Source organism: Acidovorax sp. GBBC 1281, assembly GCF_028473645.1.
GTDB lineage: Bacteria > Pseudomonadota > Gammaproteobacteria > Burkholderiales > Burkholderiaceae_C > Paracidovorax.
The window spans coordinates 3,023,732-3,046,693 of sequence record NZ_CP097269.1 but is presented as its reverse complement, the minus strand read 5'-3'; the positions used below and the strand labels follow the sequence as shown (position 1 = coordinate 3,046,693).

General features: G+C 67.5%; 16 protein-coding genes. 11 read left to right on the top strand and 5 right to left on the bottom strand.

Features of this window, described 5'->3' with window-relative positions; all coding sequences use genetic code 11:
- Positions 1–11: 11 nt before the first annotated feature.
- The 4 genes from odhB to M5C96_RS14140 all read left to right on the top strand — a co-directional run bounded on the left by odhB (position 12) and on the right by M5C96_RS14140 (position 4,700).
- Positions 12–1,286 carry a 2-oxoglutarate dehydrogenase complex dihydrolipoyllysine-residue succinyltransferase gene (gene odhB / locus M5C96_RS14155; RefSeq protein ID WP_272563811.1) on the top strand — a complete coding sequence of 425 codons (1,275 nt, stop codon included), beginning with the start codon at positions 12–14 and terminating at the stop codon, positions 1,284–1,286.
- Positions 1,287–1,372: 86 nt separating this feature from the next.
- Positions 1,373–2,800 (top strand): dihydrolipoyl dehydrogenase, encoded by a 1,428-nt coding sequence (lpdA, locus tag M5C96_RS14150; protein WP_272563810.1) that lies wholly within the window; start codon positions 1,373–1,375, stop codon positions 2,798–2,800.
- A gap of 86 nt (positions 2,801–2,886) precedes the next feature.
- On the top strand, positions 2,887–3,984 hold the full coding sequence (zapE, locus tag M5C96_RS14145; protein WP_272563809.1) for a cell division protein ZapE: 1,098 nt from the start codon (positions 2,887–2,889) through the stop codon (positions 3,982–3,984).
- Positions 3,985–3,998: 14 nt separating this feature from the next.
- Positions 3,999–4,700 (top strand): hypothetical protein, encoded by a 702-nt coding sequence (locus tag M5C96_RS14140; RefSeq protein ID WP_272563808.1) that lies wholly within the window; start codon positions 3,999–4,001, stop codon positions 4,698–4,700.
- A gap of 88 nt (positions 4,701–4,788) precedes the next feature.
- Here M5C96_RS14140 and M5C96_RS14135 read toward each other — a convergent pair whose 3' ends face one another.
- Positions 4,789–5,577: a PP2C family protein-serine/threonine phosphatase gene (locus M5C96_RS14135; protein ID WP_272563807.1), complete on the bottom strand. Its 789-nt coding sequence runs from the start codon at positions 5,575–5,577 to the stop codon at positions 4,789–4,791.
- Positions 5,578–5,773: 196 nt separating this feature from the next.
- Between M5C96_RS14135 and M5C96_RS14130 the strand changes: the two genes are divergently transcribed.
- On the top strand, positions 5,774–7,858 hold the full coding sequence (locus M5C96_RS14130; protein WP_272563806.1) for an ATP-dependent DNA helicase: 2,085 nt from the start codon (positions 5,774–5,776) through the stop codon (positions 7,856–7,858).
- Here M5C96_RS14130 and M5C96_RS14125 read toward each other — a convergent pair.
- Complete coding sequence (locus M5C96_RS14125) at positions 7,821–8,618, bottom strand: outer membrane protein assembly factor BamD (RefSeq protein WP_272563805.1); 798 nt, start codon at positions 8,616–8,618, stop codon at positions 7,821–7,823. The two genes, M5C96_RS14130 and M5C96_RS14125, sit on opposite strands and share 38 nt — an antisense overlap.
- Positions 8,619–8,806: 188 nt before the next feature.
- Between M5C96_RS14125 and dnaE the strand changes: the two genes are divergently transcribed.
- The 3 genes from dnaE to clpA all read left to right on the top strand — a co-directional run bounded on the left by dnaE (position 8,807) and on the right by clpA (position 15,215).
- A complete protein-coding gene (gene dnaE, locus M5C96_RS14120) occupies positions 8,807–12,355 on the top strand; it encodes a DNA polymerase III subunit alpha (protein ID WP_272563804.1) in 3,549 nt (1,182 codons plus the stop codon).
- 82 nt (positions 12,356–12,437) lie between these two features.
- A complete protein-coding gene (clpS, locus tag M5C96_RS14115; protein ID WP_272563803.1) occupies positions 12,438–12,806 on the top strand; it encodes an ATP-dependent Clp protease adapter ClpS in 369 nt (122 codons plus the stop codon).
- Between the two features lie 57 nt (positions 12,807–12,863).
- On the top strand, positions 12,864–15,215 hold the full coding sequence (gene clpA, locus M5C96_RS14110) for an ATP-dependent Clp protease ATP-binding subunit ClpA (protein WP_272563802.1): 2,352 nt from the start codon (positions 12,864–12,866) through the stop codon (positions 15,213–15,215).
- Between the two features lie 137 nt (positions 15,216–15,352).
- Here clpA and M5C96_RS14105 read toward each other — a convergent pair whose 3' ends face one another.
- The gene (locus M5C96_RS14105) at positions 15,353–16,756 is read right to left on the bottom strand and encodes a lytic murein transglycosylase (RefSeq protein WP_442867310.1); all 1,404 of its coding nucleotides are present in this window, start codon (positions 16,754–16,756) and stop codon (positions 15,353–15,355) included.
- A 61-nt stretch (positions 16,757–16,817) separates the two neighbouring features.
- Here M5C96_RS14105 and sbcB point away from each other — a divergent pair, with 61 nt between their 5' ends.
- From sbcB to M5C96_RS14090, 3 genes are all read left to right on the top strand, one after another.
- Positions 16,818–18,254, top strand: coding sequence for an exodeoxyribonuclease I (sbcB, locus tag M5C96_RS14100; protein ID WP_272563800.1), 1,437 nt, complete (start codon positions 16,818–16,820; stop codon positions 18,252–18,254).
- Positions 18,255–18,323: 69 nt separating this feature from the next.
- Positions 18,324–19,184, top strand: a complete 861-nt coding sequence (locus M5C96_RS14095) for an NAD-dependent protein deacetylase (RefSeq protein ID WP_272569717.1) — start codon at positions 18,324–18,326, stop codon at positions 19,182–19,184.
- A gap of 175 nt (positions 19,185–19,359) precedes the next feature.
- A complete protein-coding gene (locus tag M5C96_RS14090; RefSeq protein WP_272563799.1) occupies positions 19,360–21,480 on the top strand; it encodes a sigma-54-dependent Fis family transcriptional regulator in 2,121 nt (706 codons plus the stop codon).
- Here M5C96_RS14090 and M5C96_RS14085 read toward each other — a convergent pair.
- Both M5C96_RS14085 and adhP read right to left on the bottom strand, forming a co-directional pair.
- A complete protein-coding gene (locus M5C96_RS14085) occupies positions 21,440–21,877 on the bottom strand; it encodes a DUF779 domain-containing protein (RefSeq protein WP_272563798.1) in 438 nt (145 codons plus the stop codon). The genes M5C96_RS14090 and M5C96_RS14085 overlap by 41 nt on opposite strands.
- Before the next feature lie 5 nt (positions 21,878–21,882).
- Positions 21,883–22,917, bottom strand: a complete 1,035-nt coding sequence (gene adhP / locus M5C96_RS14080; protein ID WP_272563797.1) for an alcohol dehydrogenase AdhP — start codon at positions 22,915–22,917, stop codon at positions 21,883–21,885.
- Between the last annotated feature and the right edge of the window lie 45 nt (positions 22,918–22,962).

Sequence of the window (22,962 nt, the reverse complement as noted above, 5' to 3'; positions counted from 1 at the left end):
AAAGAATTCCCATGGCTATCGTTGAAGTCAAAGTCCCCCAACTGTCCGAATCCGTGGCGGAAGCCACGATGCTCACGTGGAAGAAGAAGGCCGGCGAGGCTGTCGCCGTCGATGAAATCCTGATCGAAATCGAGACCGACAAGGTCGTGCTCGAAGTGCCCGCTCCCTCGGCCGGCGTGCTGGCGGAAATCGTGCAAGGCGACGGCGCCACCGTGGTGGCCGACCAGCTCATCGCCAAGATCGACACCGAAGGCAAGGCCGGCGCCGCCGCCGCTCCTGCCGCTCCCGCTCCCGCAGCCGCTACGGCGCCCGCACCAGCCGCTGCAGCCCCCGCTGCCGCGGGCGGCTCCAAGGGCGACGTGGCCATGCCTGCCGCCGCCAAGCTGCTGGCCGACAACAACCTGTCCGTTTCGGCCGTGGCCGGCACGGGCAAGGATGGCCGCGTGACCAAGGGCGACGTGCTGGGTGCCGTGGCATCGGGCACGGGCAAGGCCGCTGCGGCCGCACCGAGCGCTATCCCCACGGGCGTGCCCACCAAGGCGCTGCCGCAGGTGGCTGCACCCACCGCCAAGGAAGACCTGAGCGGCCGCCCCGAGCAGCGCGTGCCCATGAGCCGCCTGCGCGCCCGCGTGGCCGAGCGCCTGCTGCAGTCGCAATCGACCAATGCCATCCTGACCACGTTCAACGAAGTGAACATGGCCCCGGTGATGGACATGCGCAAGAAGTTCCAGGACGCCTTCACCAAGGAACACGGCGTGAAGATCGGCTTCATGAGCTTCTTCGTGAAGGCGGCCGTGCATGCCCTGAAGAAGTACCCGGTGCTGAACGCTTCGGTCGACGGCAACGACATCGTCTACCACGGCTATTTCGACATCGGCATCGCCGTGGGCTCGCCCCGCGGCCTGGTGGTGCCCATCCTGCGCAATGCCGACCAGATGACGTTCGCCGACATCGAAAAGAAGATCGCCGAGTTCGGCCAGAAGGCCAAGGACGGCAAGCTGGGCATCGAAGAGATGACCGGCGGCACGTTCTCGATCTCCAATGGCGGCACGTTCGGCTCCATGCTGTCCACCCCCATCATCAACCCGCCGCAGTCGGCCATCCTGGGCGTGCACGCCACCAAGGACCGTGCCGTGGTGGAAAACGGCCAGATCGTCATCCGCCCGATGAACTACCTGGCCATGTCGTATGACCACCGCATCATCGACGGCCGTGAAGCCGTGCTGGGCCTGGTGGCCATGAAGGAAGCGCTGGAAGATCCTTCGCGCCTGCTGTTCGACATCTGATCCCCCTGGATGGACCCGCCCGCGTGGCCCGGCCGTTGGCCGCGCCCGCCGGTGGGTCTTTCTTCAACTGATTGAGTGAGATTGACATGAGCAAACAATTCGACGTGATCGTGATCGGTGGCGGCCCCGGCGGCTACATCGCTGCCATCCGGGCCGCGCAACTGGGCTTCAACGTGGCCTGCATCGACGAGTGGAAGAACGGCAAGGGTGGCCCTGCACCGGGCGGCACTTGCACCAACGTGGGCTGCATCCCCTCCAAGGCGCTGCTGCAGTCGTCCGAGCATTTCGACCAGGCCAACCACCACTTCGCCGACCATGGCATCGAGGTCAAGGACGTGCGCATGGACGTGGCCAAGATGATCGCCCGCAAGGACAGCGTGGTGAAGCAGAACAACGACGGCATCCTGTACCTGTTCAAGAAGAACAAGATCACGTTCTTCCACGGCCGTGGCTCGTTCGTGAAGGCCGCCGACGGTGGCTATGAAATCCGCGTGGCCGGCGCTGCCGAAGAGTCCATCACCGGCAAGCAGATCGTCCTGGCCACGGGCTCCAACGCCCGCGCGCTGCCCGGCGTGCCGTTCGACGAAGAGCACATCCTCTCCAACGACGGTGCCCTGCGCATCGGCGAGACACCCAAGAAACTGGGCCTGATCGGCGCCGGCGTGATCGGCCTGGAAATGGGTTCGGTCTGGCGCCGGCTGGGCGCCGAAGTGACGGTGCTGGAAGGGCTGCCCACGTTCCTGGGCGCGGTGGACGAGCAGATCGCCAAGGAAGCCAAGAAGGCGTTCGACAAGCAGAACCTCAAGATCGAGCTGGGCGTGAAGATCGGCGAGATCAAGACCGGCAAGAAGAGCGTGAGCGTGGCCTACACCAACGCCAAGGGCGAAGCCCAGACGCTGGAAGTGGACAAGCTCATCGTGTCCATCGGCCGCGTGCCCAACACCATCGGTCTCAACGGCGAAGCCGTGGGCCTGCAACTGGACGAGCGCGGCGCGATCGTGGTCGATGCCGATTGCAAGACCAACCTGCCGGGCGTGTGGGCGGTGGGCGACGTGGTGCGTGGCCCGATGCTGGCGCACAAGGCCGAGGAAGAGGGCGTGGCCGTCGCCGAACGCATCGCGGGCCAGCATGGCCATGTGAACTTCAACACCATCCCCTGGGTGATCTACACCAACCCCGAGATCGCATGGGTGGGCCGCACCGAGCAGCAGCTCAAGGCGGACGGCGTGAAGTACAAGGCCGGCACGTTCCCATTCCTGGCCAACGGCCGCGCCCGCGCGCTGGGCGACACGACCGGCATGGTCAAGTTCCTGGCCGACGCGGCCACGGATGAGATCCTGGGCGTGCACATCGTCGGCCCCATGGCCAGCGAACTGATCGCCGAAGCCGTGGTCGCCATGGAGTTCAAGGCCAGCGCCGAAGACATCGCGCGCATCTGCCACGCCCATCCGAGCTTGAGCGAAGCCACCAAGGAAGCGGCCCTGGCCGTGGACAAGCGCACGCTGAACTTCTGATCCCGGGACTTTGGGTAAAAATGGCTGCCTGCGCTTGAAACACTAGCGCAGGCAGCTATCTTTTTTATAGCGTTTGGAGTGTGCGTGTGAATGTGAAGCAGGCGTATGAGGCGGAGCTGGCCAGCAAGGGCTATCAAAGCGATCCGGCCCAGCTGCGCGCCGTCGAGGCGTTGCAGCGGTGTGCCGACGATTGGGCGCTGTACAAGGAGCGCCGCTCCAACGCCTTGAAGAAGCTCATCAACCGGCCCGAGGTGCCGCGCGGCGTGTACATGTACGGCGGCGTGGGGCGGGGCAAGAGCTTTCTCATGGACTGCTTTTTCAACGCCGTGCCCATCCGCCGCAAGGTGCGGCTGCATTTCCACGAGTTCATGCGCGAAGTGCACCGCGAACTGGCGGGCCTGCAGGGCACCGTCAATCCGCTGGATGTGCTGGGCGAGCGCATTTCCAAGCGCTACAAGCTCATCTGCTTCGACGAGTTCCATGTGGCGGACATCACCGACGCGATGATCCTGCACCGCCTGCTGGCGGCGCTGTTCGACAACGGCGTGGGTTTCGTCACTACTTCCAATTTCGAGCCTGACGGGTTGTACCCCGGCGGGCTGCACCGCGACCGCATCCTGCCGGCCATCGAGCTGCTGAACCAGCGGATGGAAGTGGTCAATGTGGACAACGGCACCGACTACCGTCGCCGCACGCTGGAGATGGTGCGGCTGTACCACACGCCGCTCGGGCCCCAGGCCGATGCGGAGATGTCCGAGGCGTTCGACCAACTGGCCGAAGTGCGCGACGAAGACCCGGTGCTGCACATCGAGGCACGCGAGATCCGTGCGCGCCGCAAGGCCGGCGGTGTCGTCTGGTTCGATTTCAGCGTGCTGTGCGGCGGGCCCCGCTCGCAGAACGACTACCTGGAAATCGCCACGCAGTTCCACACCGTGTTGCTGTCGGACGTGCCCCACATGCCCGTGTCGATGGCGTCGCCGGCCCGGCGCTTCACGTGGCTGGTGGACGTGCTGTACGACCGGCGCGTCAAACTCATCCTGTCCGCCGCCGTGCCGCCCGAAGCGCTGTACACCGAGGGCCCTCTGGCCCATGAATTTCCGCGCACCGTCTCCCGGCTCAATGAAATGCAGTCCAAGGAGTTCCTGGACCTCGAGCGGCGCGTGGTGGACACCGGACTGACGTAACCTCTTTTCTCACCATGCCATCCTTCCAACGCTTTTTCTTTGCCACCGCACTGGCGCTCGCCTCGACGCTGGCGGTGGCCCAGTCACCGCTGGCTGCATCGCGCGCCGCTGCCGATGCCGCGCAGGCCGAGCGCCGCGCCGAGCGGGACCAGATCCAACGCGACCGCCGCGCACTGGAGGCGCGGCGCATCAAGGAAGAGGCCGTCTGCTATCAGCGCTTTTCCGTCGAAGACTGCCTGATCGGCGTGCGGGCGCAGGTGCGGGACCAGGAAAGCGCCCTGCGGCAGCGCGAAGTGGCCTTGAATGACGCCGATCGCCGCGAAAAGGCGGCCTTGCGCGTGCAGTCGATCGAGCAAAAGCAGCAGGAGCAGCGCGAGAAGCTCGAAGCCGGCGAACGCCCGGCGCCCATGCAGGCCGCATCCCGCGCCCAGGCGCAAGCGCAGGGCCGTGCGGAGCGCGAGCACGACGCGCAGCAACGCGCCGCACAGCAGCATTCGCGGGAGCAGTCGCACGACGCCGCCAAGGCCGAGCGCGCGGCGGCGCAACCCGGCCAGATTTCCGAGGCGCGTGCCCGCTACGAGGCCAAGCAGAAGGCCGCCCAGGAGCGGCGCGAAAAGCACGAGAAGGCGCGGGCCGATGCCGAAGCCCAGGGCCGCAAGCCGGCAGCGGCGCTGCCGCCGCCACCGCCGGTTCCATCGGCCAGCGCTGCCCCCTGAAGTCGGCGGCGAACCGCGTCTCGCACCAGGCACGTTGCCCCGCCATGGTGGGCCGGGCCCTTGGAGCGGGGGGCGCCGGGCGCTCGGCTCAGCGGACGAGCCGGGCCGGCTTCTTCTCTTCGGCCAGCGCCTCGATCTTCACGATGGCGAGCGAGAGGTTGTCTCCGCCACCACGGGCCCGTGACCGCGCTTTCTCGATAAGGAATTCCGTGGCTTCGCGCGGGGACAGCGAGTCCACCACCGAGGCCAGTTCCGTGGGCGAAAAATAGTGCCAGACACCGTCGCTGCACGCCAGGAGCACGTCGCCCGGCAGCAGTTGCGGAATCATGTGCTGGGCCACCGGCGGATCGCTCTCGGTGCCAAGGCAGCCCACCAGGATGTTGGAGTGCGGATGGGTGTTGGCCTCGGCCTCGGTGATTTCGCCGCGGTCGACCAGGGCCTGCACATACGAGTGGTCGCTGGTGCGATGGGCCAGCCGCGCGCCCTGGAAGTGGTAGATGCGCGAATCGCCGGCATGCGCCCAGTGGCAGTCGCCCCGGGGATTGATGATGAAGGCCGCCACCGTGCTGTGGGGCTCCTGCTCGGCCGAGATGGCGGTGAGGCGGATCACAATGTGCGCCTCTTCCACCATGTGCTTGAGCATCGTCGCGGTGTCGTCGGTGTCCGGCGAGTACCGCTCGAACCATTGCCGGGCCGTGAGCATCACCTGATCGGACGCCTTGCGCCCTCCGCTGCGCCCCCCCATGCCGTCTGCCACGACCCCGAGCACGCAGCCGTTGTAGCGGGGGTGGGCGATCAACGCGACCTGGTCCTGCTGGTATTCACGATCGCCTTTGTGGATGCCGGTTGACGCAGTGAGGCGAAACGGTTTGGTCATGGCAGAAATGGTGGAAGGCGCGGGCCGGCCGAAGGGCCGGGCGAAGCACGTATTATCGGGCGCCCTTTGGCAGTTTTGCCATGCGACGCCTCTCCTTCCTCCTTTCCTTGCACCGCCTTTTTTCCTGTCCGTCTCCTCCCGGTCCCACCATGCGGTCCAGTGCGGTCGCCCGCGAGCGCAGGCGGGGATGAACGGCATGGAACTGCCTCGCATCGAATCGCTCGTCCATGGCGTGCAGGCCGCGTTCGAAGAGGGCGGCGTGCTGTCGCTGGCCCAGGCGCATTTCTCGCCCCGCGCCGGCCAGACCGAGATGGCGCTGGCGGTGGCCGAAACCATCGAGCAGGGTGGCGCCCTGGTGGTGGAGGCGGGAACGGGCGTCGGCAAGACGTTTTCCTATCTGGTGCCGGCGTTGCTCAGTGGCGAGCGGGTGCTGGTGTCCACCGCCACCAAGGCGCTGCAGGACCAGCTGTTCGCACGCGACCTGCCCCGCCTTGTTCAGGCGCTGGCTTTGCCGGTGCGCACCGCGTTGCTCAAGGGGCGGGCCAGCTACCTTTGCCTGCACCGCATGGAGTTGGCGCGCCAGGACGGCGCCGCGCACGATGCGGCTGTGGCGCGGGTGCTGGCCCGGGTGGAAACCTGGTCGCAGGGCACGGTGAGCGGCGACCTGGCCGAGCTGCCGGGGCTGGATGAGCGGTCTCCGGTGATTCCGCTGGTCACCTCCACCCGCGAGAACTGCCTGGGTTCGCCGTGCCCGCGCTTTCGGGCCTGCCATGTCCACCGTGCCCGGCGCGAGGCGCTGGCTGCCGATGTGGTGGTGATCAACCACCACCTCTTTTTTGCGGACCAGGCTGTTCGCGATTCCGGCATGGCCGAACTGCTGCCTTCCGTGCGCGTCGTCGTCTTCGACGAAGCGCACCAACTGAACGAAACCGGCGTGCAATTCATGGGCCGGCAAGCCTCCACCGCGCAGTTGCTGGACTTTTCGCGCGACGTGATGGCGGTGGGCCTGCAGTTCGCCCGCGGGCTGGCCGATTGGCTGGGGGTGGCCGCCGCGCTGGACCGCGCCGGCCGCGACCTGCGCCTGGCCGCGGGCCGTGCCCCGGCGGGTTCTCGGTTGCGCTGGACCGGCGAGGTGCCCGACGGGGTGGATCCCGGCGAATGGCATGCGGCCATGCATCAGGTGGTCGGTGCCTGCCGCGCCGCCCTGTCGGCCCTGGACACCGTGAGCGAGATCGCCCCGGACTTCGTGCGCCTGCATGGTCGTGCCCTCCAGCTCATGGAGCGCATGGACGGCTTTTCGCAGCCCTGCGGCGCGGATGCGGTCCGATGGGTGGATGTGGCGGGTGCGTTGCGGCTCGTGGAAGCGCCGCTCGACATCGCGGGCCCGATGCGGTCCCTGTGGCAGCTGCCTGCCGGTGAGCCCGAGACCGAGGCATCGGCCTGGGACGAGCCGGAAGCGGCCGCGGTGCTGTCTCAGGGCAAGCCCCGCGCATGGATCTTCACCTCGGCCACCCTGGGGGACGATGCGACCCTGCGCTGGTTCACCGAGCCCTGCGGTTTGCAGGACGCGCGCATCCTGCGGGTGGAGAGCCCGTTCGACTATGCATCGCAGGCGGCCTTCCATGTGCCCCTGGAACTGCCCAAGCCTTCCGACCCCGTCCACAGCGCGGCATTGGCAGCCTGGGTGGGCGGCGCGGTGGTGGTGCTCGGAGGGCGCACCCTGGTGCTCACCACCACGCTCAAGGCCCTGCGGACCATCGGCGATGCGCTGCAGGTCCGGTTCGCCGCGGATTCCGGCATCGAGGTGCTGGTGCAGGGCCAGTGGCCCAAGCGGCGTTTGATGGAGCGGTTCCGCGAAGGCGCGTCCGAGGGGCGGGCAGGGTGCGTGCTGGTCGCGTCCGCCACGTTCTGGGAAGGGTTCGACGTGCCGGGCGAGGCCCTGCAACTGGTGGTGATCGACAAGCTGCCGTTTCCGCCACCGGGCGATCCGCTGGTGGAGGCGCGCTCCCAGCGGCTGGAGCAGGCCAAACGCAGTGCCTTCCGGTACTTTTCGCTGCCGGAGGCCGCGATCGCCCTCAAACAGGGTGCGGGGCGGTTGATTCGCAATGAGAGCGACCGGGGCGTACTGGTGGTGGCCGACACCCGCCTGGTCGAGATGGGCTACGGCAAGCGCCTGCTGTCAGCCTTGCCACCCATGCGGCGCCTTCACACGGCGCAGGAATTCGATGCGGCGCTGCGCGCGCTCACCACACCTTCCACCACGGCTCCGACTTGGCCTTGAGGCCATCGCGGTTCAATTCGCTCTGCGGATAGGAACTCGCCATGACGCGCTGCGCATCGTCGCGCAACTGGGTCATGCCCAGCGCGTCGTAGGACTTCACCAGGATGTACAGGGCCTCTTCCAGCGCAGGCACTTCCTTGTAGTCGGCCAGGGCGATCTGGGCCCGGCTGATGGCCGCCACATAGGCGCCGCGCTCGTAGTAGTAGCGGGCCACGTGCACTTCGTACTGCGCCAGGGAATTGACGATGTAGGTCATGCGCTGGCGCGAGTCCTGGGCATAGCGCGATTCCGGGAACCGCGTGGTCAGCTCGCGGAAGGACTCGAACGAATCCTTGGCCGCCTTCTGGTCGCGCTCGGACAGGTCCTGCCGCGACAGCCAGGAGAACAGCCCCAGGTTGTCGTTGAAGTTGACGAGGCCCTTCAGGTACAGCGCGTAGTCGTAGGCGGGGCTGGCGGGGTGCAGCTTCATGAAGCGGTCCAGCGTGGCGATGGCCTGGGCTTTTTCGCCGGCCTTGTACTGGGCGTAGGCCTTTTCCAGTTGGGCCTGCTGCGCCAGCGGCGTGCCGGCTGCGCGGCCTTCGAGCTTCTCCAGCAGGGGCACGGCCTTGTCGTAGCCACCGCTGTTGAGTTCGTCGCGGGCTTCGGAGTAGATGCGATTGGGGCTCCAGCCGGCGGTCTTGTCTTCGGGGGTGCTGGAGCAGCCCGCCATCAGGCCGGCGGCCAGCAGGGCGGACAACAGGGGCAGGGGAAAACGCGGCATGGAGGCAGCTTTCAGGCAAAAGAAGGGCATCGGTTCCCGCTTCCGATCAGGGGCCGGGACGGCCACAGGGGGCTGGCCGCGGCGATCGGGCAGGAGCCGGATTGTACCGGCGTGCCAGCCGGCGGCTTGAACGAAACGCTGGGGCTCTGGTGCGGGGCAGGGAAGCGGGCGTTCCTACAATACCCGCCATGTTTGTCCATTTGCGCCTGCACACCGAATTTTCCGTCGTCGACGGCACCAACCGCATCGATGAAGTGGCCAAGGCGGCCGCCAAGGACGGCCAGCCCGCCCTGGCGATCACCGACCTCGGCAATCTTTTCGGCGCCATCAAGTTCTACAAGGAAGCGCGGGGCAAGGGCGTCAAGCCCGTGCTGGGCGCCGAAGTGTTCGTCGAGCCCGAGGAGCCGGGCAATCCGCCCTCCCGCATGATCCTGCTGGTGCAGGGCAAGCAGGGGTACCTGAACCTCTCGGAACTGCTCGCGCGCGCCTGGACGCGCAATGTGGTGAAGAACCAGCCCCTGTGCACCTGGGCCTGGCTGGAGGAATTGGGGGAGGGCCTCATCGCGTTGGCGGGTGCCCAGGCCGGTCCCGTGGGACAGGCGATCGTGAAGGGCGACGACGCGGGGGCCGCGCGCCTGGCACTGCGGCTGGCCGGGCTGTTCCCCCATCGCTTCTACCTGGAGATCCAGCGCGCGGGCCGGCCCGACGACGAAGCCCACGTGGTGTCGGCCGTGCAACTGGCCGCCCGGCTGAACCTGCCCGTCGTCGCGACCCATCCCGTGCAGTTCGCCACGGCCGACGATTACGAGGCGCACGAGGCGCGCGTCTGCATCTCCGAGGGCGAAATCCTGGGTAACCAGCGGCGCGTGCGTAAGTTCACGCGCGAGCAGTACTTCAAATCGAGCGCGCAGATGGAGGCGCTGTTCGCCGACGTGCCGTCCGCGATCGCCAACACGCTGGAGATCGCCAAGCGCTGCAACCTGACCCTGGTGCTGGGCAAGCCGCAGCTGCCGGATTTTCCCACCCCGGGTGGCATGCCCATCGACGAGTACTTCCGGGTGGCTTCGCTGGAGGGGCTGGAAGAACGCCTGGCGCACCTGTACCCCAAGGAGGCCGAGCGCGACCAGGAGCGCCCGCGCTACCTGGAGCGGCTGGAGTTCGAGATCAACACCATCCTGAAGATGGGGTTCCCGGGCTACTTCCTGATCGTGGGGGACTTCATCCAGTGGGCCAAGAACAACGGCTGTCCGGTGGGGCCGGGCCGGGGCTCCGGTGCGGGCTCGCTGGTGGCCTATGCGCTCAAGATCACCGACCTGGACCCGCTGCAGTACAACCTGCTGTTCGAACGGTTCCTGAACCCCGAGCGGGTGTCGATGCCCGACTTCGACATCGATTTCTGCCAGTCCAACCGCGACCGCGTGATCGACTATGTGAAGGACAAGTACGGCAAGGATGCCGTGAGCCAGATCGCCACGTTCGGCACCATGGCCGCAAAGGCCGCCATCCGCGACGTGGGCCGGGTCATGGACATGAGCTACACCTTCTGCGACGGCATTTCCAAGCTCGTGCCCGGCAAGCCCGGCATGTCGTACACGCTGCAGTACCCGCCCAACCCCAAGAAGGAAGGCGACAAGAACAACTACGCACTCGAACTGGAGCCGCTGCTGGCCGAGCGCGTGCAGAAGGAAGAAGACGTCAAGACCATCATCGAGATGGCGCAAAAGCTCGAGGGCATGACCCGCAACATCGGCATGCACGCCGGGGGCGTGCTCATCGCCCCGGGCAAGCTCACCGATTTTTGCCCGCTCTACCAGCAGCCGGGCAGCGATTCCGCCGTGAGCCAGTACGACAAGGACGATGTGGAAGCCATCGGCCTGGTGAAGTTCGACTTCTTGGGCCTGGCCACGCTGACCATCCTGGAGATCGCCAAGGAGTTCATCGTCGAGCGCCACAAGGGCCAGGAGAACTTCACGTTCGAGAACATTCCGCTGGACGATGCGCGCACCTACCAGCTGTTCTCCGATGGCAAGACCGAAGCCGTGTTCCAGTTTGAAAGCCGCGGCATGCAGGGCATGCTCAAGGAGGCACGTCCCAGCCGGCTGGAAGACCTGATCGCTCTGAACGCGCTGTACCGGCCGGGTCCGATGGACCTGATCCCCAGTTTCGTGAACCGCAAGCACGGAAAGGAGGTGGTGGAGTACCCCCATCCGTTGGTCGAGAAGGTGCTGTCGGAAACCTACGGGATCATGGTGTACCAGGAGCAGGTGATGCAGACCGCCCAGGTGCTGGGCGGCTACTCGCTCGGCGGCGCCGACATGCTGCGCCGGGCGATGGGCAAGAAGAAGGCCGAGGAGATGGCCGAGCACCGCGAGATCTTCCGCGCGGGTGCGGCCAAGCAGAACATCAGCCAGGAAAAGGCCGACGAGGTGTTCGACCTGATGGAGAAGTTCGCGGGGTACGGCTTCAACAAGTCGCACGCGGCCGCCTACTCGCTGCTGGCCTACCAGACCGGCTGGCTCAAGGTGCACTACACGGCCGAATTCTTCTGCGCCAACATGACGGTGGAAATGGACGACACCGACAAGCTCAAGGTGCTGTTCGAAGACGCCATGAAGAAGTTCGGGCTGACGTTCGAGCCGCCGGACGTGAACCGGGGCATGTACCGGTTCGAGCCGGTCACGGACAAGGTCATCCGCTACGGCCTGGGTGCCATCAAGGGCACGGGCCAGCAGGCGATCGAGGCCATCATCGCGGCCCGGGACGGGCGCGGGGCGGGACCGCGCAGCGATACCAAGGGCCCTTTCACCAGCCTGTTCGACTTCTGCGTGCGCGTGGACCGCACGCGCCTGAACAAGCGCACGCTGGAGGCGCTCATCAAGGCGGGCGCCTTCGATGCCATGAACATGAACCGGGCCTCGCTCGTTGCCTCGATCGACCGGGCGTTCGACTTCGCGAACGCGACGCTGGCCAACGCCAACCAGGGCGGCCTGTTCGACATGATGGGCGAGGACGCCCACGGCTCCAGCACGCAAGAGCCCGAACTCGTCGAGATGGTGCCCTGGGGCGTGAAGGAACGCCTCACGCAGGAAAAGACGGCCGTGGGCTTTTACCTGTCGGGCCACCTGTTCGACGAGGTGGCCAGCGAGGTGCGCTGTTTCGTGCGCACGCAGATCGAGGAACTGCTCGACAGCCGAGAACCCCAGATCCTGGCCGGCATCATCAGCGATTTCCGGGTCATCAACGGGCAGCGGGGCCGGCTGGCCTTGTTCAAGCTGGACGACAAGTCCGCCACCATCGAAGCCTCGGCTGACGAGAACGTGGTCAATGCCCACCGGGACATGCTGAAGGACGACGAATTCGTGGTCATGAGCGGCCGCCTGCAGCTCGACCATTTCAGCGGCGGGCTGCGGGTCAAGGTGCAGCAGGTGTGGGACCTGGCGGCGGCGCGGGCCAAGTTCGGGCGCTACCTGCAGGTTGCCATCGGCGATACCGCGCCGGACGTGCAGCGCCTGGTGCGTGAATTCCCACCCCGCCGGCAGGAAACCGAGCAGGGCGAGGTGCTGGTGCACGGCCTTCGGGTGCGCATGGGCATCCGCTGCAAGGCCGGCCAGGGCCAGGCCGTGGCGGAGTTGCAACTGGGCGAGGGCAGCCGTTTCTTCCCCTCCGATGCCGCTTTGGCGGCGTGGAGCGCCCAGGCCGGCACCGGTTCGGTCAATGTGGTGTACGACGCGGGCTAGACGGAGCGCGGGGTAAGGCTTGAAACACCGTTGGGTGATCACTACATGGGAGAGGCTGCGTCGACCGCCGTGGCTCGCTAGAATGAAATCCATGGCAACTAAACCACCTTCCCCCACCCCCGCTCCGCCCACCAGGACGCCAGCGCGGGACGATGGCGGTTCGGTCGTGCTCGAACGTCGCACGCAAAAGACCCAGCCGCCGCAAATGTTTCAGGTGGTCATGCTCAATGATGACTTCACGCCGATGGAATTCGTCATCGTCGTGCTGCAGGAATTCTTCAGCAAAGACCGGGAAGCCGCCACGCAGATCATGCTGAAAATCCATTTGGACGGCAAAGGCGTATGTGGGGTGTATTCCCGCGATGTCGCCGCCACCAAAGTGGAGCAGGTCCGCGAGGCGGCCCACAAGGCGGGGCATCCGCTGCAATGCCTCAGCGAGCCTGTTGAATAAACGGCCTTTGGTCCCGATCTACAGTAATCCCTTCCACGCAAGCACAAAGGAGTTCACATGATTGCCCAGGAACTGGAAGTCAGCTTGCACATGGCCTTTGTCGAGGCCCGCCAGCAGCGCCACGAGTTCATTACCGTGGAGCATCTGCTGCTTGCACTGCTAGATAACCCCAGCGCAGCCGAGGTGCTGCGCGCATGTTCGGCCAACATCGATGATCTGCGTTCATCGCTGGCCAATTTCATCAAAGACAATACCCCTCAGGTCGCCGGCACCGACGAGGTGGACACGCAGCCCACGCTGGGTTTCCAGCGCGTGATCCAGCGCGCCATCATGCATGTGCAGTCCACGGGCAACGGCAAGAAGGAAGTCACGGGCGCCAACGTGCTCGTGGCCATCTTCGGCGAGAAGGATTCGCACGCCGTGTACTACCTGCACCAGCAGGGCGTCACGCGCCTGGACGTGGTCAATTTCATTGCCCACGGCATCAAGAAAGGCGAGCCGCCGGAACCTGCCAAGCCTGAGAACCAGGCCGAAGGCGAAGAGGGCGGTGGCGGTGGCGAGCGCAACGAGAAAGCCTCGCCGCTCGAGCAATACACCCAGAACCTCAATCAGGCGGCCAAGGACGGCAAGATCGACCCGCTGATCGGCCGCCACTACGAGGTCGAGCGCACGATCCAGATCCTGTGCCGGCGCCGCAAGAACAACCCGCTGCTCGTGGGCGAAGCCGGCGTGGGCAAGACGGCCATCGCCGAGGGCCTGGCGTGGCGCATCACGCAGAACGACGTGCCGGAGATCCTGGCCGAGGCGGTGGTGTATTCGCTCGACATGGGCGCCTTGCTGGCGGGCACCAAGTACCGTGGTGATTTCGAACAGCGCCTGAAGGGTGTGCTCAAGTCGCTCAAGGACAAGCCCAACGCGGTGCTGTTCATCGACGAAATCCACACGCTGATCGGCGCCGGTGCGGCCTCGGGCGGCACGCTGGACGCGTCCAACCTGCTCAAGCCGGCGCTCTCCAGCGGCCAGCTCAAATGCATCGGCGCGACCACGTTCACCGAGTACCGCGGCATCTTCGAAAAAGACGCGGCCCTGTCGCGCCGGTTCCAGAAGGTCGATGTGGTGGAGCCGACCGTGCAGGAAACGGTGGACATCCTCAAGGGCCTCAAGTCGCGCTTCGAAGAGCACCACAGCGTGAAGTACGCCGCGGCGGCGCTGCAGGCAGCGGCCGAATTGTCGGCCAAGTACATCAACGACCGTCACCTGCCCGACAAGGCGATCGACGTGATCGACGAAGCCGGCGCAGCGCAACGCATCCAGGTGGCCAGCAAGCGCAAGAAGACCATCGGCAAGGCCGAGATCGAGGAAATCGTGGCGAAGATCGCGCGCATCCCGCCCGCGAACGTGTCCAACGACGACCGCAGCAAGCTGCAGACCATCGAGCGCGACCTCAAGAGCGTGGTGTTCGGCCAGGACAAGGCGCTGGAGGTGCTCGCTTCCGCCGTGAAGATGGCGCGTTCGGGCCTGGGCAAGGGCGACAAGCCGATCGGCTCGTTCCTGTTCAGCGGCCCCACTGGCGTCGGCAAGACCGAAGCGGCCAAGCAGCTCGCCTACATCATGGGCATCGAGCTGATCCGCTTCGACATGTCCGAGTACATGGAGCGCCATGCGGTGAGCCGCCTGATCGGTGCGCCTCCGGGCTATGTCGGGTTCGACCAGGGCGGGTTGCTGACCGAGGCGGTCACGAAGAAGCCGCACTCGGTGCTGCTGCTCGACGAGATCGAAAAGGCGCATCCGGACATCTTCAACGTGCTGCTGCAGGTGATGGACCACGGCACGCTGACCGACAACAACGGGCGCAAGGCCGACTTCCGCAACGTCATCATCATCATGACGACGAACGCGGGTGCCGAGACCATGAACAAGGCCACCATCGGGTTCACGAACCCGCGGCAGGCGGGCGACGAAATGGGCGACATCAAGCGCCTGTTCACGCCCGAGTTCCGCAACCGGCTGGATGCCATCGTGAACTTCAAGGCGCTGGACGAGCAGATCATCCTGCGCGTGGTGGACAAGTTCCTGCTGCAACTCGAGACCCAGTTGAGCGAGAAGAAGGTGGAGGTGACCTTCACCGACACGCTGCGCAAGCACCTGGCCAAGAAGGGCTTCGATCCGCTGATGGGCGCTCGCCCGATGCAGCGCCTGATCCAGGACACCATCCGCCGCGCCCTGGCCGACGAACTGCTGTTCGGCCGACTGACCGAAGGTGGACGCCTGACGGTGGACATCGAAGTGAAGACGGACGAAAAAGGCGTGGAAACGCCCGAGGTGCTGCTGGACATCCAGCCGCTGCCCAAGCGGGAGCGCTCGGCGAAATCCGAGCCGGCCGAGCCGGAAGAGGCGACGGCAGACTGATCTGCCGATGGATCGCGTGGCCTCCCATGGTGGCCGCCTGATGTGAAAAAAGCCCGCGTTTGCCGCGGGCTTTTTGTTTTCGACCCTTGCCCTGGCTTGCAGGCCGCTCAGGGCAGGTCAGGCGGCGCCGGCCCGCATCACGGCGCCATCAGCCGCTGCAGCAACTCCAAGGTGGGATAGCCGTCGGCCACCACGCCGATGCTCTGCTGGAACTGGCGCAGGCCGGCGCGCGTGGCGGGGCCCATAACGCCGTCCGCTGTGCCTGCGGAAAACCCCCGCTGGTTCAATGCCGTCTGCAGGTCTTTCACCTGGCTGCGCGACAGGGGCTGCAGGTCCCGCGGCCAGGGGGCCACCACGCCCGTGCCGCCCTCGATCTGCCGCGCCAGCAGGCCCACCGCCAGGGCGTAGTTCACCGAGTTGTTGTAGCGCAGGATGCTGCGGAAGTTGTCGCCCACCAGGAAGGCTGGCCCGTGCGCACCCGCGGGGGCGATGACATACGCCGCACCCAGGTCGGGCAGGGGTTGCCGGTCGATGGCCACTACCCCTTCCGCGGCCCACTGGGCGGACGGCTGGCGCACGGTGTTCTCGGCGCGGGCGTGATCAAAGCCCGGTGGCAGCTGCACCTCGACGCCCCAGGGCTGCCCGCTGCGCCAGCCTGAGCTAGCCAGGTAGTTGGCGGTGGACGACGCCACATCGGGGATGCTGCCCCAGATGTCGCGGCGGCCGTCTCCGTCGGCGTCGACCGCGTAGGCCAGGAACACGGACGGCAGGAACTGAGTGTGGCCCATGGCCCCGGCCCACGATCCGATCATGCGGTCGGCCGCGATGTCGCCCTGGTCCAGGATGCGCAGTGCCGCCAGCAGTTCGTTGCGGGCCCATTGGGCGCGGCGGCCCTCGAACCCCAGCGTGGCCAGCGCATCGACGGCACGGAAGGTGCCGAAATTGCCGCCGTAGTTGCTCTCCATGCCCCAGATGGCGGTGACGATCGAGGCCGGCACGCCGTATCGCGCGGCGGCGGCTTCCAGGGGCACCGCGTATTCGGCCCGCTTGGCCTGGCCCTGGGCGATGCGCTGGGCAGAAACAGCGCTGTCCAGGTAGGCCCACGGAGTGCGCGTGAACTCGGGCTGCGCGCGGTCCAGCTCGATCACCCGCTGTTGCAACTGCGCGCCGGCCAAGGCCGTCTGCACGGTGTCGGGCCGGATCCCGGCCGCCAGTGCGTCCTGGGTGAAGGCCGCGATCCAGGCCGTGAAACCGGCCTGTTCGGCCGCAGCGGCTTCTTCGGGGCTGACCGCAGGCGCCGCGGTGTCCTGGACCAGGGGAGGGGGCGGGGCAGAAGGCATCGCAGCCGGTGGGGACACTGCGGGCTGCGGAGGCGGCATGGCGGGAGCGGCGTGGGCCAGGGCCGCTTCCGGAGGCTGGGCGCGCGGCGCCGATGCACAGCCTGCGAGGGCCGCCGCAGCGGCCAGGGGAACCAGCCAGTGGGCTGCGCGGGTTCTGGTGGAGGGGCGGAGGGGCGATGGGGGGGCAAGGCGTCGTTGCATGCCTTATTGTCCCGCGCCCCGGCATACTTGCGGGCTTCGGTGTTACCGGCTGCACGATTTCATGCATACCTTTTTCTGGCACGACTACGAAACCTTTGGCGCCAACACGCGCCGTGACCGCCCCGCGCAGTTCGCGGGCATCCGCACCGATGCGGACCTGAACGAAATCGGCGAACCGCTGATGGTCTATTGCCAGCCCGCGCCCGATTACCTGCCCGACCCGGTGTCGTGCCTGATCACGGGCATCACGCCGCAGGTCGCATTGGAGCGTGGCCTGCCGGAGCATGCGTTCGCGGCGCGCATCGAGGCCGAGCTGGCGCTGCCCGGCACCATCGGCGTCGGCTACAACACCATCCGGTTCGACGACGAGATCACGCGCTTCATGTTCTGGCGCAACCTGATGGACCCCTATGCCCGGGAATGGCAGAACCAGTGCGGCCGGTGGGATCTGCTCGACGTGGTGCGCATGGCCTACGCGCTGCGCCCGGATGGCATCGTCTGGCCGAAGAAGGAAGACGGCTCGCCCAGCTTCAAGCTGCAGCACCTGTCCAAAGCCAATGGCCTGGCGCACGAGGCCGCGCACGATGCGCTCTCCGACGTGCGCGCCACCATCGCCCTGGCCCGGCTGATCCGCGACCGGCAGCCCAAGCTGTTCGAGTTCGCGCTGGGGCTGCATAAAAAAGACCGCGTGGCCGCCGAATTGCGCCTGCCCGCCACGGCCGACACCGCACGGCCCTTTTTGCACATCTCGGGCATGTTCCCTGCCGAGCGTGGCTGCGTCGCGGTGATGTGGCCGCTCGCCAGCCATCCCACCAACAAGAACGAACTGATCGCCTGGGACCTGGCCCACGATCCGTCCGAACTGGCCCTGCTGGGCGCCGATGCGATCCGCGAGCGGCTGTTCAGCCGGGCGGATGCGTTGCCCGAAGGCGTGACGCGCCTGCCCATCAAGACCGTGCACCTGAACAAGTCGCCGATGGTGGTGGGCAACGTCAACACGCTGACGCCGCAGATGGCCCAGCGCTGGGCCGTCGATCTGGAGCGGGCCGCCGGCCACGCCGAGGTGGCGCGCGCCTTGCCCGACATGAGCGCCATCTGGGCCAGCGTGTTCGCGCGGCCGCAGGAAGCCGCACCGGACGTGGACCAGGACCTGTACGGCGGCTTCGTCGGCAACGAGGACCGTCGCCGCCTGAACCGCCTGCGTGCCCTGCCACCCCAGGGGCTTGCCTTGGCCAAGACGGGCTTCGATGACGAGCGGCTCGAAGAGCTGGTGTGGCGCTACCGTGCGCGCAATTTCCCGCACACGCTGGACGGGGCCGACCAGGAGCGCTGGGAGGGCCACCGCGTGGCCTGTCTGATGGAAGGGGCAGGCGGCGCGCTCACCTTCAACGAATTGTTCGCCAAGCTGGACGAACTGGGCGCCGAGGCGGACGAGCGGGGCGAGGAAATCCTGGGCGCGCTGTACGACTACGCGGAACGCATCGCGCCCGCGATGTAGCGGGAGACTTCGATGTCCACGACTCCGTCCCCTTTGAATAGCACCACCACGCCAAACCCGGCCGAGGCCATGGCCGCCACCGCCGAGGCCGGCGTGCAGGCGCTGGCGGAGTTCATGGCGGCGCACCCTCGGGTGTTCGTGCTCACCGGGGCGGGCTGCAGCACGGCTGCGGGCATTCCCGATTACCGCGATGGCAATGGCGAATGGAAGCGGCCGCCGCCCCTCACGTTCCAGGCCTTCATGGGCGACGAGGCCACGCGCCGACGCTACTGGGCGCGCAGCTTCATCGGCTGGCGTGTGATGGGGCGGGCGCGCCCTGCACCGGCGCACCATGCGCTCGCCGCGCTGGAAGCGGCCGGCCGGGTGGAACTGCTGCTCACGCAGAACGTGGACGGCCTGCACACGGCTGCGGGGAGCCTTCGCACCATCGATCTGCACGGGCGCATCGACACCGTGCGCTGCATGGCCTGCGAAGCCCGTTTGCCACGCGCCGAACTGCAGGACGAGTTGCTGCGCCGCAATCCCGATTGGGCCGCGCTGCATGCGCATGCGGCGCCCGATGGCGATGCGGACCTGGAAGGCCAGGATTTCAGCGCGTTCGATGTGCCGCCGTGCCCGCGCTGCGGCGCCGGCCCGCTCAAGCCCGATGTGGTGTTCTTCGGCGAAAGCGTGCCGCGCGATCGCGTGCAGGCCGCCCGCGATGCGCTGCTGCGCGCCGACGCCATGCTGGTGGCCGGCTCGTCGCTCATGGTGTATTCGGGCTTTCGCTTCGTGCAGATGGCGGCGGATGCGGGCAAGCCCGTGGCGACCGTCAACTGGGGCCGTACGCGGGCCGATCCGCTGCTGTCGCTCAAGGTCGAGCAGGATGTCGGAACGGCGCTGGGCGCGGTGGCCCGGGTGCTGGCTGAAGGGGCTGCCGGTCTGCTTTGATCAAGGGCTGCATGCTGCATGGGAGCGCGCGGATTGGGGGCTTCAGGATGATCCGAGGGCGCCGCCAGGGCTTTGGAAACATCCTGGCCCTGCCATTGGTGTAAGGTGCCAGTCGCCCAAGCAACACCCTGGCGCCACGCAGCGCCGGGCGATGACAGAGCCCCAAGGAGACAGCATGCAGACGAACGCATTCCTCGGTGCGCCCGGCCCGACGCCGGGCGAGGTGGCCGCTTCGGCGGCGCAGCGGATCACGCAGGCGCACGAGCGCTCCACCGCCTTCGGCCTGCGGCGGCACGAGTCGGCGGACCTGCGGCCCCTGGATGCCGAAGCCCTGGCCTGGATGGTGGCCCGCAACGAAGCGCTGTTCGCCCACGCCCGCCCCGTGATGGAAACGCTGTCGGCCCAGATCGCCGGCACGCAGAGCATGGTGCTGCTGACCGATGCGCAGGGCGTGGTGCTGCACGCCCTGGGCGACGACGAGTTCCTGGACCGGGCGAGCCGGGTCGCCCTGCGCCCCGGTGCGGCGTGGTCCGAGCGCAGCAAGGGCACCAATGCCATCGGCACGGCCCTGGCGCTGGGCGAGGCGCTGCAGGTCAACGGCAATGAGCACTTTCTGCAGGCCAACCATTTCCTGACCTGTTCCTGCGCGCCCATCCTCGACCCGCACGGGCATGTGATCGGCGCGCTCGACGTGAGCGGCGACCACCGCAGCCAGAGCGCCCACACCATGGCGCTGGTGCGCATGTCGGCCAAGATGGTGGAGAACCACCTGTTCGGCAAGGTGTTCGAAGACGCCGTGCGACTACGCTTCCATGCGCGACAGGAGTTCCTCGGCACGCTGGTGGAGGGGTTGGCCGCGTTCACGCCGGACGGGCGGTTCCTCGCTGCCAACCGCAGCGGGCAGTTCCAGCTGGGCATGTCGGCCAATGCGTTGCAGGCGCACACGTTCTCTTCGCTGTTTGGCATGCCCATGGCGGCGCTGCTCGCGCATGCCCGCCAGGCCGTTCCGGAGCCGCTGCGCCTGCAGCTGCCCGGCGGCGTGGCGGTGCAGGCGCTGGTGGAGGGTCGGCCGCGCTCGGGCACGCTGCTGCCCTGGGTCGATCCGGGCGATGGGCCCGATCGGTCTGATCGGTCCGACGGGGCCGGGGCGCCAACGGCGATCCAGCCAGGGGAGGGCGATGCGCCGGGCGCGCTGCCCGCCCGGCCACGACCGGCGAAGCCGGCCCGGCTGTCCAGCCTGCGCTACCTGGACACGGGCGATGCCCAGCTCGCCCAGGTGATCGACCGGGTCACGCGGCTGCTGGGCAGCGACGTGTCCACGCTGATCCTGGGCGAGACCGGCACGGGCAAGGAACTGCTGGCCCGCGCCATCCACCAGGACGGGCCGCGGCAGGGCGGCCCTTTCGTGGCGGTCAATTGCGCGTCGATTCCCGAGACGCTGATCGAGTCCGAGCTGTTCGGCTACGACGAAGGCGCCTTCACTGGCGCACGGCGCAAGGGCCATCCCGGCAAGATCGTGCAGGCCCATGGCGGCACGCTGTTCCTCGACGAGATCGGCGACATGCCGCTGTCGATGCAGGCGCGCCTGCTGCGCGTGCTGCAGGAGCGCAGCGTCTCGCCGCTGGGCGCCGCGCGGCAGGTGCCGGTGGATGTGGCCGTGGTCTGCGCCACGCACCGAAACCTGCGCGAGATGATGGCGCAGGGCACCTTCCGCGACGACCTGTATTACCGGCTGAACGGGCTCGTGGTGCGGCTGCCCGCGCTGCGCGAGCGCACCGACCTGGCCGTGATCGTCGAGCGCATTCTGCGTGCGCAGGCCGACGCCCCCGCCAGCGCGGTGCCGCGCGTCGCGCCCGAGGCCATGGCGCTGTTCGCCGCGCATGCCTGGCCGGGCAACCTGCGCCAGTTGAGCAGCGTGCTGCGCACCGCGGCGCTGATGGCGCGGGGCGAGGCCGGGGTGATCCAGCGGGCGCATTTGCCCGAGGATTTCCTGGAGGATTGCGACCTGCTGCTGGCCCATGCCAACGGCACTGGCAACGCGGCCAAGGGAGCTACCGTCCCGGCGGCTACAACAATGCCGGGCAGTCCCCCGGTGGCGCGCAGCCCCGTCGCCGTGCCGCGCCTGGGCGATACCACCGCAGCGGCCCTGGCGCAGGCACTCGCGGCCCATGGCGGCAACGTATCGGCCTCGGCGCGTGCGTTGGGCGTGTCGCGCAATACCGTGTACCGGCACCTCAAGGCGGCGCAGGCCGCGGTCAGGCCCGAGGCCCCTGCGTCGGCGGCCCGAGCGCGCTGACAGCCTCCCATTCCGCGTCGCTGTACAGCCGCGACCGTGTGAGAAAGCGCAGGCCCGTGGGCCGTTCCAGCGAGAACATGCCGCCGTTGCCGGGCACCGCATCGATGATGAGGTGCGTGTGCTCCCAGTAGGCGAACTGCGAGCGGCTCATGTAGAAGGGCGTCCCCGCGATCTCGCCCAGCAGCACGTCCGAATCGCCCAGCAGAAACTCCCCCAGCGCGAAGCACATCGGCGCGCTGCCGTCGCAGCACCCCCCCGACTGGTGGAACATGAGCGGGCCGTGCTGCGCGACTAGGCGCTCGATGAGCGCGACGGCCGCCGGCGTGGCAGAGACGCGGCCCACGGGCCCGGTCTCCGGGGCGGGTACCGGGGTGGAGGGAGCGGCCGGCGTGTTCATGGGGATCAGGCCGCAGCCATGTCCAGCACGATGCGCCCCTGTATCTGTCCCTGGCGCATGCGGTCGAACACGTCGTTGATGTTCTCGAGCTTTTCCGTGGCCACGGTGGCCTTCACCTGGCCGCGGGCGGCGAAGTCGAGCGACTCCTGCAGGTCGAGCCGCGTGCCCACGATGGAGCCGCGCACCGTCACGCCGCGCAGCACCATGTCGAAGATCGGCAGGGGAAAGTTGCCGGGCGGCAGGCCGTTGAGCGCCACCGTGCCGCCGCGCCGCACCATGCCCAGGGCCTGCTCGAAGGCCTTGGGCGACACGGCCGTCACCAGCGCGCCGTGGGCGCCGCCGATCTCCTTTTGCAGGTAGGCGGCGGGGTCGGTGGTCTTGGCGTTCACCGTCACGCTCGCACCCAGTTGCCTGGCGAGGTCGAGCTTGTCGTCCTCCACGTCCACGGCCGCCACGTTCAGGCCCATGGCCTTGGCGTACTGCACGGCCATGTGGCCCAGGCCGCCGATGCCCGAGATGACGACCCAGTCGCCGGGCTTGGTGTCGGTCACCTTGAGGCCCTTGTACACCGTGACCCCCGCGCACAGCACCGGCGCGATGTCCACGAAGCCGATGTCCTTGGGCAGGTGGCCCACGAAGTTCGGATCGGCCAGGGCATAGTCGGCAAAGCCGCCGTTGACCGAATAGCCGGTGTTGCTCTGCGACTCGCACAGTGTCTCCCAGCCGCCCATGCAATGCGTGCAGTAGCCGCACGCCGAGTGCAGCCAGGGCACGCCCACGCGGTCGCCTTCCTTCACGTGCTTGACGTTCTTGCCGACGCCGGCCACGAAGCCCACGCCCTCATGGCCCGGTATGAACGGCGGGTTCGGCTTGACGGGCCAGTCGCCTTCCGCGGCGTGCAGGTCGGTGTGGCACACGCCGGAGGCCTCGATCTTCACGAGGATCTGGTCGTCCGAAGGCGTGGGCACGGGCACTTCCTCGATGGTGAGCGGCTGGCCGAATGTGCGAACGACAGCGGCCTTCATGGTCTTGGCGGTCATGGGTGGGGAAATCCTTTCGTCTGCAGCGGATGTGCAGCGGGTTCA

What these genes read in the sequence shown, in the direction of transcription:
- odhB (WP_272563811.1), top strand. Translation starts at nt 12, where the DNA reads ATGGCTATCGTTGAAGTCAAAGTCCCCCAACTGTCCGAATCCGTGGCG.
- lpdA (WP_272563810.1), top strand. Translation starts at nt 1,373, where the DNA reads ATGAGCAAACAATTCGACGTGATCGTGATCGGTGGCGGCCCCGGCGGC.
- M5C96_RS14140 (WP_272563808.1), top strand. Translation starts at nt 3,999, where the DNA reads ATGCCATCCTTCCAACGCTTTTTCTTTGCCACCGCACTGGCGCTCGCC.
- M5C96_RS14135 (WP_272563807.1), bottom strand. Translation starts at nt 5,577, where the DNA reads ATGACCAAACCGTTTCGCCTCACTGCGTCAACCGGCATCCACAAAGGC.
- M5C96_RS14130 (WP_272563806.1), top strand. Translation starts at nt 5,774, where the DNA reads ATGGAACTGCCTCGCATCGAATCGCTCGTCCATGGCGTGCAGGCCGCG.
- M5C96_RS14125 (WP_272563805.1), bottom strand. Translation starts at nt 8,618, where the DNA reads ATGCCGCGTTTTCCCCTGCCCCTGTTGTCCGCCCTGCTGGCCGCCGGC.
- dnaE (WP_272563804.1), top strand. Translation starts at nt 8,807, where the DNA reads ATGTTTGTCCATTTGCGCCTGCACACCGAATTTTCCGTCGTCGACGGC.
- clpS (WP_272563803.1), top strand. Translation starts at nt 12,438, where the DNA reads ATGAAATCCATGGCAACTAAACCACCTTCCCCCACCCCCGCTCCGCCC.
- clpA (WP_272563802.1), top strand. Translation starts at nt 12,864, where the DNA reads ATGATTGCCCAGGAACTGGAAGTCAGCTTGCACATGGCCTTTGTCGAG.
- M5C96_RS14105 (WP_442867310.1), bottom strand. Translation starts at nt 16,756, where the DNA reads ATGCAACGACGCCTTGCCCCCCCATCGCCCCTCCGCCCCTCCACCAGA.
- sbcB (WP_272563800.1), top strand. Translation starts at nt 16,818, where the DNA reads ATGCATACCTTTTTCTGGCACGACTACGAAACCTTTGGCGCCAACACG.
- M5C96_RS14095 (WP_272569717.1), top strand. Translation starts at nt 18,324, where the DNA reads ATGGCCGCCACCGCCGAGGCCGGCGTGCAGGCGCTGGCGGAGTTCATG.
- M5C96_RS14090 (WP_272563799.1), top strand. Translation starts at nt 19,360, where the DNA reads ATGCAGACGAACGCATTCCTCGGTGCGCCCGGCCCGACGCCGGGCGAG.
- M5C96_RS14085 (WP_272563798.1), bottom strand. Translation starts at nt 21,877, where the DNA reads ATGAACACGCCGGCCGCTCCCTCCACCCCGGTACCCGCCCCGGAGACC.
- adhP (WP_272563797.1), bottom strand. Translation starts at nt 22,917, where the DNA reads ATGACCGCCAAGACCATGAAGGCCGCTGTCGTTCGCACATTCGGCCAG.